The sequence below is a fragment of the Mesorhizobium sp. WSM3862 genome (genome assembly GCF_002294985.1).
Lineage (GTDB): Bacteria > Pseudomonadota > Alphaproteobacteria > Rhizobiales > Rhizobiaceae > Mesorhizobium.
Window position 1 is genome coordinate 329,628 of the sequence record NZ_NSGE01000001.1, and the last position, 12,575, is coordinate 342,202.

At 63.8% G+C, this 12,575-nt stretch carries 9 protein-coding genes; 4 read left to right on the forward strand and 5 right to left on the reverse strand.

Features of this window, described 5'->3' with window-relative positions; genetic code table 11:
* Positions 1-26 precede the first annotated feature (26 nt).
* Positions 27-1,232 carry a DUF2865 domain-containing protein gene (locus CK224_RS01660; RefSeq protein WP_095780593.1) on the forward strand — a complete coding sequence of 402 codons (1,206 nt, stop codon included), beginning with the start codon at positions 27-29 and terminating at the stop codon, positions 1,230-1,232.
* Here the strand turns inward: CK224_RS01660 and gltX are convergent.
* The gene (gltX, locus tag CK224_RS01665; RefSeq protein ID WP_095777790.1) at positions 1,150-2,523 is read right to left on the reverse strand and encodes a glutamate--tRNA ligase; all 1,374 of its coding nucleotides are present in this window, start codon (positions 2,521-2,523) and stop codon (positions 1,150-1,152) included. The two genes, CK224_RS01660 and gltX, sit on opposite strands and share 83 nt — an antisense overlap.
* Positions 2,524-3,244: 721 nt before the next feature.
* On the opposite strand from gltX, the gene CK224_RS01670 reads away from it, so the two are divergent.
* On the forward strand, positions 3,245-7,036 hold the full coding sequence (locus CK224_RS01670) for a vitamin B12-dependent ribonucleotide reductase (RefSeq protein WP_095780594.1): 3,792 nt from the start codon (positions 3,245-3,247) through the stop codon (positions 7,034-7,036).
* Positions 7,037-7,196: 160 nt separating this feature from the next.
* Positions 7,197-7,568: a VOC family protein gene (locus CK224_RS01680; protein ID WP_066995247.1), complete on the forward strand. Its 372-nt coding sequence runs from the start codon at positions 7,197-7,199 to the stop codon at positions 7,566-7,568.
* A gap of 201 nt (positions 7,569-7,769) precedes the next feature.
* Here CK224_RS01680 and CK224_RS01685 read toward each other — a convergent pair whose 3' ends face one another.
* The 4 genes from CK224_RS01685 to CK224_RS01700 form a co-directional block, all read right to left on the reverse strand.
* A complete protein-coding gene (locus CK224_RS01685; protein ID WP_066995245.1) occupies positions 7,770-8,252 on the reverse strand; it encodes a DUF2314 domain-containing protein in 483 nt (160 codons plus the stop codon).
* 138 nt (positions 8,253-8,390) lie between these two features.
* A complete protein-coding gene (locus CK224_RS01690) occupies positions 8,391-9,530 on the reverse strand; it encodes a GH25 family lysozyme (protein WP_066995242.1) in 1,140 nt (379 codons plus the stop codon).
* 210 nt (positions 9,531-9,740) lie between these two features.
* Positions 9,741-10,526, reverse strand: a complete 786-nt coding sequence (locus CK224_RS01695) for a phosphodiester glycosidase family protein (RefSeq protein WP_095780595.1) — start codon at positions 10,524-10,526, stop codon at positions 9,741-9,743.
* Between the two features lie 54 nt (positions 10,527-10,580).
* Entirely contained in the window at positions 10,581-11,453 is an 873-nt protein-coding gene (locus tag CK224_RS01700) for an undecaprenyl-diphosphate phosphatase (RefSeq protein ID WP_066995237.1), read from the reverse strand.
* 187 nt (positions 11,454-11,640) lie between these two features.
* Between CK224_RS01700 and CK224_RS01705 the strand changes: the two genes are divergently transcribed.
* Positions 11,641-12,552 carry a hypothetical protein gene (locus tag CK224_RS01705; protein WP_095780596.1) on the forward strand — a complete coding sequence of 304 codons (912 nt, stop codon included), beginning with the start codon at positions 11,641-11,643 and terminating at the stop codon, positions 12,550-12,552.
* Positions 12,553-12,575 lie beyond the last annotated feature (23 nt).

Sequence of the window (12,575 nt, forward strand, 5' to 3'; positions counted from 1 at the left end):
CCACCGGCAATCGGGATTCCAGGCGAATGAAGGGGTTGAAGCTGACGCACCTTGCTGCGCTGCTTGCAGCGTTGGCGGCGTCGGCTGTCGCTGTGACCGAGCCGCAGGCCGCTTCTCGCACCTGCCGCCAGCTCGAAGCGGAGCTTGCAGCCACGCGCGGCGGTGGCGGCGGTCCGGGACTGATCCGCAAATATGACGACGCAATCGCCCGCCAGCGCGAGCAACTGGCCAAGGCGCGCGGCCGCGCCGGTGATGCCAATTGCGGCTTCGCGCTGTCGCGCAATGCCGGCCAATGCGCGGCGATCAATGCCTCGATAGAGCGCATGAACGCCAATCTCGACATCTTGCAGGCCAAGCGCCAGCGGCTGGCCGGCGGCGGCACGCGGCGCGACCGCAGCCGCATTCTTGCGGCGCTCGACGCCAATGGCTGCCGCGATGATGAAGTCGAGGCGCCTCGCGCCCCGATCCAGGAGGCCGCCCGCAACAATGGTGGCGGCAATCTGTTCGAGCAGCTCTTCGGCCGTGGCGACGAGGAGATCGCTTCGCTCGACACGCCTGAAGCGCTTCCGCCAGACGATCCCGGCGCGCGCAACATCCGCCGGGTGATCAACCAACCCGACGGCATGAACCTGCCGAGGATGAACGACGAGTTCCGCACCGTCTGCGTGCGCACCTGCGACGGCTATTTCTTCCCGATGTCGAACGCCGCCTCTGTTGGCGATTTCGAGCGCGATCAGAAGAATTGCGAATCGAGCTGCCCCGGCACCGAAATGCAGGTCTTCTACACGCGCGGCATGGACGATGACGCCGGCAACATGACATCCTCGGCGACCGGCCGTCCTTACAGCAAGCTGCCGACGGCCTATCTCTACAAGCAGGCCAACTACTCGCGGCCGCCGCAATGCGGCTGCAACGCCCAGGCCGAAAACTTCTCGATCATAGGCGGTAATCCGCCCAATCCGGAGCAGCCGCAGCCGGACAGCGGGGTGACGACCCTCGTGCCGGCGCCGGCGGCCAAGCTCGATGCTGGCGCCGATCCCGAAACGCTCGCCAACGCTGCAGGCGGGCTCGACCGCGCGGCTATCAAGCAGCTGACCGCCAAGGTGCCGGCGTCACCGGTTTCGGCCCTGCCGCCGGAACAGCGCAAGGTCAGGGTCGTCGGGCCAGCGTTCCTTCCCGACCCATCAGCGGCAATAGATCTGCAAGCTCCGGCCCCGAAGACCGCCCGGTAAGGGCAAGCCGCAGCGGCATGAACAGCGGCTTGCCCTTGCGGCCCGTCGCTTCCCTGATCTTGCCGGTCCAATCCTTCCAGACCGTGCCGTTCCAAGGCTCTTCCGGCAACAGGTCGAACGCCTGGTGGAGGAAATCACGGTCCTCGCCGGAAAATTCCGCCGGCTCCTGCGGCCCGTCACTCAGGATTCGCCACCAGGCGACAGCGTCGGACAAACGGTCGATATTGCCGCGCACGGCGAGCCAGAAGGGCTCGGCCCTGTCGCCGGAAATGCCAAGCACAATCAGCCGGTCGCGCGCCTCCTCGAACGGCATTTGGTGCATCAGCGTGCGATTGAGCACGAAAAGCTCGTCGGGATCGAACTTGGCGGCAGACTTGGATGTCGCGGCCGGGTCGAAATGGCTGGCGAGCTCGTTGAGATCGTGCGCTGCCGTGACATTCTCCGATGTGCCAACGAGCACGGCAAGTGAGGCGACAGCCATCGGCTCGATGCCGTCCTCGCGCAGGCTTTCGATCGACAGCGCGCCGGTGCGCTTCGACAGCCCCTCACCCGACACGGTGGTCAAGAGATTGTGGTGCCCGAACACCGGCGGCTCAGCGCCCAGCGCCTGGAACAAGGCGATCTGCACGCCGGTGTTGGTCACGTGGTCGTCGCCGCGTATGACATGGGTGACGCCCATCTCGATGTCGTCGACCACCGAAGGCAGCGTGTAGAGATAAGTGCCGTCCTCACGCACCAGGACCGGGTCCGACAGTGAGGCGAGATCGACGGTCTCCTCGCCGCGCACAAGGTCGTTCCAGTGCACCTCGGTCCGCTCGGGCTGCAGCGGGTCGCCGGTGAAGTTCGGCAAAAGAAAGCGCCAATGCGGCCGGCGCCCGTCGGATTCGTATTCGGCCACCTGCTCCGGCGTCAGCGTCAATGCCTCGCGGCCATAGACCGGCGGCAGACCGCGCGTGCGGCGCACCTTGCGGCGCAGGTCTAACTCCTCCGGCGTTTCGTAGCAGGCATAAAGCACGCGCGCCGCCTTCAGCCGCTCCACCGCGGCGTCATAGACTTCAAAGCGACGCGACTGGTATTCGGTAACGTCGGGAAAAATGCCGAGCCAATGCAGGTCATAGAGAATTGAATCGGCGAATTCCTGCGTCGAACGGGCAACGTCTGTATCGTCGAAGCGCTGGATGTAGCGGCCCTTGTTGTTCATGGCGAAAAGCCAGTTGAACAGCGCGGTGCGGGCATTGCCGATGTGGATGCGGCCGGTCGGCGACGGGGCGAAACGAACGGTAACTGTCATGAGCGGGGCGTAGCGAATGCTTCCAGGCTTGACAAGACACGCCCCCGCGCAGGGCAACAGATAGTGCAAGCCAGCTAAAATGAAAAGCCGCCCGTCGGGCCCGGCCCCGGGCAACCCGACGAACCGTCCGCAAGGACCGTCAAATAAAGGCTTTTCGATGCGCCTTTCTGTCCCCGTTATCCACATTTGTGACACACAACATATTGGGGTCACAAAACCTACAAAAACGAATCCTTGACGGGTCAGAACGAGTCGCTTTTTATAGGCCATGCGCTCCTGTTGCGGGCGTGACCGGAGAGTTCAGAAGCCGGTCTTTTTTCCCGGATTTTGTGCGTTTTGCCCACATTTCCGCCCGTTCACGAGGCCGGCGGAAGCGTTGGGTATGATGGGGCTTGGGTGGGCGAAAGGGAGAATTGTCGGGCTGGAAAAAATGATCTGTTAACACTATATTTAGTGTTTGCAGGCAGGCTCGACCCTAGATAGTGTGAACCTCCCTCTTCCGAGGGAATCGACAAAAGTTTCAGTTTTGAGGGACCCGCGGGTCGGCCTGCAGCCTGGTGAGCGCCTGGAAGGGCGTTTGCTTGTCTGCACGGTGCTGCCCGCGACGAGGAGAATGCCGGCGTCGCCTGCGATGCCGGCAAACGGCGGACCGTGCTTTTCGCCTGGCGGGGCAGCAATCCCTGGGGAAAAGCGCTATATGTAGACAAAAGGGACCGAACCAATGCGCATCGAGCGTCGCTTCACCAAGCCAGACCAAGCAGGTCAAGAAGGGGCAGCCTATGCGGAGATCGAATTCCGCAAGGCTCTGTCGGAGATCAAGAATCCCGACGGCTCGGTGGTGTTCCGCCTCGACAACATCGATGTGCCGGCGCAGTTCAGCCAGGTCGCGGCCGACATCCTGGCCCAAAAATATTTCCGCAAGGCCGGCGTCCCGGCGCGCCTGAAGAAGGTCGAGGAGAACGACGTCCCCTCCTTCCTGTGGCGTTCGGTTGCCGACGAGGCCGAACTCGCCAAGCTCCCTGAGGCCGAGCGCTATGGTTCGGAAACCGATGCCCGCCAGGTCTTCGACCGGCTGTCCGGCACCTGGACCTATTGGGGCTGGAAGGGCGGTTACTTCAAGTCGGAAGAAGATGCGCGCGCTTTCCGCGACGAGCTTGCCTATATGCTGGCCACTCAGCGCGTGGCACCGAACTCGCCGCAATGGTTCAACACCGGCCTGCACTGGGCCTATGGCATCGACGGGCCGAGCCAGGGTCACTTCTATGTCGACCCCTTCACCGGCAAGCTGACCAAGTCCAAGTCGGCTTACGAGCATCCGCAGCCGCATGCCTGCTTCATCCAGAGCGTTCAGGACGACCTCGTCAACGAGGGCGGCATCATGGACCTGTGGGTGCGTGAGGCGCGCCTGTTCAAATACGGCTCCGGCACCGGCTCGAACTTCTCGATGCTGCGCGGCGAAGGCGAGAAGCTGTCCGGCGGCGGCCGCTCGTCCGGCCTGATGAGCTTCCTCAAGATCGGCGATCGCGCGGCGGGCGCCATCAAGTCGGGCGGCACGACGCGCCGCGCCGCCAAGATGGTCATCGTCGACGCCGACCATCCCGACATCGAGGACTTCATCGACTGGAAGGTCAATGAGGAGCAGAAGGTCGCCTCGCTGGTGACCGGCTCGAAGATCGTCAAGAAGCACCTCGAAGCGATCATGAAGGCCTGCGTCAATTGCGAAGGCAATGGCGACGACTGCTTCGACCCGGCCCTCAACACCGCGCTGAAGCGCGAGATCAAGGCGGCCAAGAAGGACGCTGTGCCGGAGAACTACATCTATCGCGTCATCCAGTTCGCCCGCCAGGGCTACACCTCGATGTCGTTCAAGACCTACGACACCGACTGGGACTCTGACGCCTATCTCACCGTTTCCGGCCAGAACTCCAACAACTCGGTGTCGCTGAAGGACAACTTCCTGCGCGCCGTCGAGGCCGACGGCGACTGGCAGCTCACGGCCCGCAAGGACGGCAAGGTGCTGAAGACGCTGAAGGCGCGGGATCTGTGGGAAAAGATCGGTTATGCCGCCTGGGCGTCCGCCGATCCCGGCCTGCATTTCAACACGACCATGAACGACTGGCACACCTGCGCCTCCGCCGGTGCGATCCGGGCCTCCAACCCGTGCTCGGAATATATGTTCCTCGACGACACGGCCTGCAATCTCGCCTCGATCAACCTCCTGCCCTACCGCAAGGAAGACGGCACGATCGACATCGCCGCTTACGAGCACACCGTTCGGCTGTGGACCGTCGTGCTCGAGATCTCGGTGATGATGGCGCAGTTCCCGTCCAAGGAGATCGCCAAGCTCTCCTACGACTACCGCACGCTCGGCCTCGGCTACGCCAATATCGGCGGCCTGTTGATGACGTCCGGCATTCCCTACGACTCCGACGCGGGCCGCGCGATCTGCGCCGCGCTCACCGCCATCATGACCGGCATCGCCTATGCGACCTCGGCCGAAATGGCTTCCGAGCTCGGTGCCTTCCCGGACTATGACCGCAACGCACAGAACATGCTGCGTGTCATGCGCAACCACCGCCGTGCCGCCTATGGCGACAAGGACGGCTACGAGAAGCTCGCCGTCAATCCGGTGCCGCTGGTCGCCTCCGACCTGAAGCAGCAGGCGCTGGCCGAGCATGCCCGCGCCGCCTGGGATCGCGCCATCGAGCTCGGCGAGGAGCATGGCTACCGCAACGCGCAGGCGACCGTCATCGCGCCGACCGGCACGATCGGCCTGGTCATGGACTGCGACACCACCGGCATCGAGCCCGACTTCGCGCTGGTGAAGTTCAAGAAGCTCGCCGGCGGCGGCTACTTCAAGATCATCAACCGCGCGGTGCCGGAAGCGCTGCGCACGCTCGGCTACTCCGAAAGCCAGATCGCCGAGATCGAGGCCTATGCCGTCGGCCATGGCAACCTCAACCAGGCGCCCGGCATCAACCCGTCTTCGCTGAAGGCCAAGGGCTTCACCGATGACAAGATCGTGGCGCTGAATGCGGCGCTGAAGTCGGCCTTCGACATCAAGTTCGTGTTCAACCAGTGGACGCTCGGCGCCGATTGGGTGAAAGAGACGCTCGGCTTCACCGACGAGCAGCTTTCCGACTTCTCCTTCGAGATGCTGCCGGCGCTGGGCTTCTCCAAGAAGGACATCGACGCCGCCAACATCCATGTCTGCGGTGCGATGACGCTCGAAGGGGCACCGTTCCTCAAGGCCGAGCACCTGCCGGTGTTCGACTGCGCCAGCCCCTGCGGCAAGATCGGCAAGCGCTCGCTGTCGATCCAGAGCCACATCCTGATGATGGCGGCGGCGCAGCCCTTCATCTCGGGCGCCATTTCCAAGACCATCAACATGCCGAACGAGGCGACGGTCGAGGACGCCAAGAACGCCTACATGCTGTCCTGGAAGCTGGCGCTGAAGGCCAACGCGCTCTATCGCGACGGCTCGAAGCTGTCGCAGCCGCTCAATGCCTCGCTGCTCGCCGACGGCGAGGAGGACGAGGACGAGGCGGTCGAGCAGCTGATTGCGGCGCCCGCCGCGCAGCGCGCCGTGCAGGTGACGGAAAAGATCGTCGAGCGCGTCATCGAGCGTCTCTACCGCGACCGCGAGAAGCTGCCGAACCGCCGCAAGGGCTACACGCAGAAGGCGGTCGTCGGCGGCCACAAGGTGTATCTCAGGACCGGCGAGTTCGACGACGGCCGCCTCGGCGAGATCTTCATCGACATGCACAAGGAAGGTGCCGCATTCCGCGCCATGATGAACAACTTCGCCATCGCCATCTCGCTCGGCCTGCAATATGGCGTGCCACTCGACGAATATGTCGAGGCCTTCACCTTCACCAAGTTCGAGCCGGCCGGCATGGTGCAGGGCAACGACGCAATCAAGAACGCGACGTCGATCCTCGACTACGTGTTCCGCGAGCTTGCCGTGTCCTATCTCGGCCGCCACGACCTCGCCCATGTCGACCAGTCGGACTTCGACAAGACGGCGCTCGGCCGCGGCATCACCGAAGGCAAGGCGACGCCCTTCTCCAAGGGCCTCTATCGCGGCGCCTCTCCGGTGAAGCTGGTCTCGGCTGCCGGTTCGGACCCCAAGGGCTTTGGCGGCTCAGCCCCGACGACCGCCCCTGCCCGCGCAGCGCCCACCGCCTTTGCCGGCTCCAACGTGCTGGCATTGAAGCCGGCAAGCGACGAGGCCCTTGCCTACAAGCGCGACTATGAGGAGCGCGCCAGGGAACTGGCCGAGGAGATGGTGGAAGAGGAAGCCGAGGCCGCCGGCGGCGCCGAGGCGCTCTTCACCGACGCCGCCGCCAACGAGGCCGCCGAGGCCAAGAAGCTAGCCGCCACCCGTCGCCAGCAGTCCTTGCTCCAGGGTTACACCGGCAACGAATGTTCGGAGTGCCACAACTTCACCATGGTGCGGAACGGCACCTGCGAGAAGTGCGACACGTGTGGTTCGACGAGCGGGTGCAGCTGAGGCCCGATGCCGCCAAGGCTGACAGTCAGCGAAGTTATTCGCAAGCTGAAGGCCGATGGCTGGTATCTGGTTGCAACCAAATGCAGCCATCGCCAATATAGATCAAAGCCGGCCGCGTCATCGTGGCCGGCCACACTGGCCTGATTGTCCAAGACCTTCCATGATCGACCACATCACCATCGAAGTGTGCGACCTCGAGAAGAGCAAGCTCTTCTACGAAAAGGCTTTTGCGCCCTTGGGCTACAGCCTCTCCTTCGGCAAGGAGGGCGTGTTCTGGGCCTTCGATGTCGGCAATGGCTGCCTGTTCGAGATCCAGCGCGCCGGCGAGCAGCCGCCGCTCACCCATCTGCACGTTGCCTTCCGGGTGAAGAGCAAGGCGGAGGTCGATGCGTTCTATCGGGCGGCGCTGGAGGCAGGTGCCGCAGACAATGGTGAGCCCGGGCCGCGTCCGGACTACGCGGCGAACTACTACGCCTGCTTCGTGCTCGATCCCGACGGTTACAACATCGAGGCGATGATCAACGAGGGGTAGCGCGCGCCCTCTCCTTCTCCCCTTGTGGGAGAAGGTGGATTGGCGCGCAGCGCCGAGACGGATGAGGGGTGTTCCAGCGGAGTGAGACGCTGCGATCCTGTCGCTGTGCCCAACGTTGGCGAAGGTCTGCGGCAAGCTGGAGCACCCCTCATCCGTCGCCTTCGGCGACACCTTCTCCCACAAGGGGAGAAGGGGAACCACTCAATCCTTGAACGTGATCCCGTATTTCGCGGCCTGTTCCTTCGGCATGTCGGCCAGCGCCTGGCGTACCGTGTAGCCACCATAGACGTCGCTGCCGTTGCGGATCATCCAGTCTTCGACATCGGCCTCGGCAACCGTCATGCGGTCGCCCATCTTGTACTGGTTGCCGTTGACCGGCTTGTCGGCCAGCAATCCGACGAAGCGGCCGTCGCTGAAAGCCACAAGCTGCATCCAGATATGCTCGGTGGCGCCGTTCTGGGTCAGCGGGAACTTGACCGTATAGGTGCCAGGCGTGCGGGCGGCCATCAACTCATGGAAGCGGGGTAGCGTCGAGTGGCCCTTGGCCTTGGCGCCCTGCATCGCCTCGTCGGTGGTTGAATAGGCGACCACATTGGCGTTGGGCGTATTGCTGCGCAGGTGCGAATTGAAAAATCCGTAGCCGACGGCGGCCACCACAGCGGCAGTGACAATCAGTTTGCGCATAGACCCCTCCAAGACGCGATCACGAACACGTTACCGGAAGGCCGTTGCCGCGCCGCTAAGGGAGACGGTGAGTCGATGGTTAGAGAAATCCTGAAATTGCCGTCGATCGCCGCCCCGCGCCGGGTGAAGCATACGGCCTCAATTCGCGTCGGCCACCACCTCGCCGCCGCCCAGCCACCTGCGCCACTGCCGCTCGTCGCCGTGGAAGACATTGAGGTCGATGCGGCCGCTCACGCCATGCGACAGCCCGGAGCCCGAATATTGCCAGAACAGCCAGTTGCGGCCCGGATAGACCTTTGACGGATGGGCGGCCACCGCGCGCAGCCAGAACGGATAGTCGAGAAATGCACCGCGCAGATTGTCGCGATAAAAATCCGGCGACGTGTAGATGATGGGCCGCTGGCCGTAATGGCGCTCCAGCTTGTCCATGAACACCTGCATCTTCTCCAGCACCTTCTGGCGCGAAGGCCGGCGCTTGCAGGAGGACTCGCCGTTCCACTCGACATCGATGACCGGCGGCAGCGCGCCTTGGACCCGCGGCACGTTGCGGATGAACCAGTCGGCCTGCTCGCCGGCGGTGCGGCACCAGTAGAAGAAATGATAGGCGCCGCGCTTAAGCCCGGCGGCATCGGCGCCGCGCCAGTTTTTCATGAACATCGGATCGAGATGGTCGCCGCCGTCGGTCGCCTTGATGTAGGCGAAGTTGGCGCCCTGGGCGCGCAGCTTTTGCCAGTTGATATTGCCCTGCCAGCGCGACACGTCGACGCCATGGACGGCAAGGTGCCTTGGCGAGGCGCGCCCGAAATTGATCGGTTTGGCATCGCGAAAGGCATAGCGGGTGACGGGGCCAGCAAGCATCGCGGGCGCTGCGCGCGACAGCCGCTTCGGCGGCGAGACGAGTGCTGCGGCCTCGACCGGGGGCTCGACCGTATCCGGCAGGTCCGGCGCCGGGAACGCCACCGTCTCTTCCTCGGCCAAGCCAAAGGGACGCGAATTCTCATCCCCTGGACGCGCGTTGTCCTCGTCAACACGAGCATTCTGGTCGCCAGGGAGCGACGCCGGCGGCCTGATGCGCGCGGCGCCCGCCATGGAAACGGTCTCCACCGTCATCGCGGCGTCGGCGGTCTTCACTGCCTTCGTTACTGGCGCGCTTGGCCGCACGACCGAACTGGTCGTCTCGTTCGACGGCATCTGCAAGGCATCGACGCCCGAGGTAGACGAGCAGCCGGCAAGGCAAAGCCCTGCAAGCACGAAACTGACGACGCCAAAAATCCGCATCTTGACCTGTACGCAAAACAAAACAGACCGAGGGCCGGAACAGCGCCGCCGGAAGCCCCATTCCTAATGAGAAATCACCAACAAAGTTTGAATCAAAATTTACCTTTGGTTCGGCGGGGCGATTCGCCAGGCGAGCCGACAATGAAAGCTCCGCCTTTTTTCCACGCAATTTCCGAACGGCACACCGCTTCTCGGTTTTCCTCGAATTGCTTAGCGCCTGAACACGCCGATCATCGGCCCGAGATTCCAGAAATCGTCGTTGCGGCCAATGGCCGGCGCATAGAGGCTGGAGATCGAGCCGTCGAGGAAGAGCGCGTTGGGACAGCCGAGTTCGTCGCGGAACAGGCGCGCGAATTCGTGGAAAGTCACCACGTCGTTCGAGATGGCGAAGACGACGACGCCGTCGCCACGCACGCCGACGCCGTCGCGGATTTTTCGCGAAGGGCTGTCAGCCTGGAATTTCGGATGCAGCTTTCCGTCGATCACCAGCATCGGCCCGGACTGGGTGGCATAGTCCACCTTCGGGGAACGCTTCAAATAATCCTTCGTCGCGCGAACGCCGGCCTTGCCGTCGCTAAGATAGAAGACGCCGTTGGGCTGCATCGAGAAATTGCCGGGGCCGGCCCCGGTCTTCGCCGACGCGATCTGCTGCGCTCGCTCGACATAGAGACCGACAGGCGCGAGATTGGGATGGTACATGCCGGCATTGACGCCGAAGAGCATGGTGCGTCCGGCCGCCTGCTGCGCGCTTCGAAGATTGTGCAGCGACTGGTAGAGCTTGCCGTCGGGATCCTTCCAGAACAGCTCGATCGAGTAATGCTTCGGGTCCGTCTCGCAGACGAGATAGGTCGCCGTCTCGAAGGTGTGATTGCGGCATGGCGGCAGCGCTGCGACCCATTGGCTGAGCCCCAGGCCCGCACCGACTACTGCCGGCACCGCCGATTTCACCAGCGCTGCCAGCAACGGCAGCGATTGCAGCAGCGTTGCAATGTCCATAGGCGCACCCGAAGCAAGGTTCAGGTGCCGGTATAGCGGATTCGGTGAAAGCCTCTAGCTCAGCCAGCCGACGGCGACGCCGATCAGCAGCACGACGCCGAGCAGGCCGCGATAGATGACGAAGGGCCAGGCGGAAAAGCGCTCGAGCACGCGCATCAGTCCCCATATGGCGAAGAAGGCGGAAATCGAGGCGACGACGAGGCCGACCGCCAGGACCGACCAGCCATAAGCGCCGAGGTGAATCTTGTGCAGTTCCCAGAGCTCCTTCAGGCCTGCCAACGCGATGGCCGGCAGGCCGAGCAGGAAGGAAAGCCGCGCCGCCTCCGGGCGGGCATAGCCAAGACCCAGCGCCGCCGTCAGCGTCGATCCGGAGCGCGACACGCCGGGAATGAGCGCGCCGACCTGGGCCACGCCGACGAGCAAGGCGTCGAGCACGGACACCTTGTCCAGAGTCAGCCTGTGGCGGGCATAGATTTCCGACAGCGCAAGCAGCACGGCCATGGCGATGCAGGCCCAGCCGATCACGGCCAGCCCGCGCAGCGGCGAGTTGCAGGCATTGAGCACGCTGGATAGCGCGAGGCCGGCGATGACGATCGGAACGGTGGCAAGCACGATGCCGATCGCCAGGCGGAAATAGCGGTTGGCATAGTCGCGGCGCGTGAGCGCCGCCAGCGACCCCACCGCGACTTCCCTGACATCGCTCCAGAAATAGCTGATCACCGCGGCAAGGGCCGCGAGTTGCATAGCCGCAGAAAAGGCCGACCCCGGGTCCTGCCAGCCAAGCACGGCGGGCACGACGCGCATATGCGCCGTCGAAGAGATCGGCAGCAGTTCGGTGATGCCTTGCACGATGCCGAGAAACGCCACCTTGGCGTAGCCCAGGCTGACAAAGCCGGTGTCCAATCCCTGCGTGCAGACGTCCGTCATCCCTGTCCTTTCCCCGGCGAAAAATGAATTGTTATGCGCAAAGCCCCTCAAGGGCAGGCTTAGCCTCATGGTACGGCGAAGCCAATTCACGGATTTGTAAGGTGCCGCTTATCCTGCTTGACAACAGGCGCTTCCATATTATCATGCGCTAATCTTACACTGTAAGGCAGATCGGAGGAGGACTAGCATGTCGACTGCCGCCCTCTCGGAACTGCAGCCGGTCGTCCCGCCGGTGTCGCACCATCCGGAAATCGGGATCAAGGAGGTCTCGCGCGATTTGAGCCGCGCCATCGAGCGCGCAGAGGTCAATGCCTGGCTCGATCTCTACGATGCCGCGCCCACGGAATTCGCCGCGCGGCACGGCTTGTCGCTCGCCCGCGACGGCGACCTCGTCTGGACCACCTGCACGACGATCCCGTTCATCCATTTCAACTGCGTGAAGAACATCGGCGTCGACGGCCCGGCCACGGAAGATCAGCTCGATTCGCTGCTGGCGCATTACCGCGCTGCCGGCATCTTGCGGCCGTGGTTCTGCACAGGCCCGCACACCGAGCCTTCCCGGCTGCGCTGCTGGCTGGAAGCGCGCGGGCTCCAGCATCAGAGCGGCTGGGAACGAATTTTTCGCGACGCAACGCCGCTGCCTGCCGAGCCGCTGTTCCCGGCAGACGATCTGTCGGTCGAAGAGGTTACGTCCAAGACCGCTCCCGAATGGGCCTCCTTCGTCGATGCGAAGTACAGGCTGCCCACCTCGCCCTGGCTCATGGCGCTGGTCGGCCGCGAGGGTTGGCGTCACTACATGCTGAAACGCGATGGCGCCGTGGCTGCCGTGCGTTCAATGTTCATCTCGGATGTCGCCGCCTGGAGCGGGATCGACGCCCCGGTGCCTGGCATCATGGCGCCGAGCTTCGACCTCGACGCCATGCTTGGCGAAAGGCTGGTTCGCGACGGCATAGCCGCCGGCGCAAGACTGTTCGTCGCCGACATCGAGGCGCCGCGCCCCGAACGCGACGGTCCGGCCTACCGCAACTACGCCCGGCTCGGCTTCAAAATTGCCTATCTCCGCAGCCATTACAGCTATTTGCCGGCGCATTCGAGCTGATCGGAAAGACCTAAAGCGCGTCA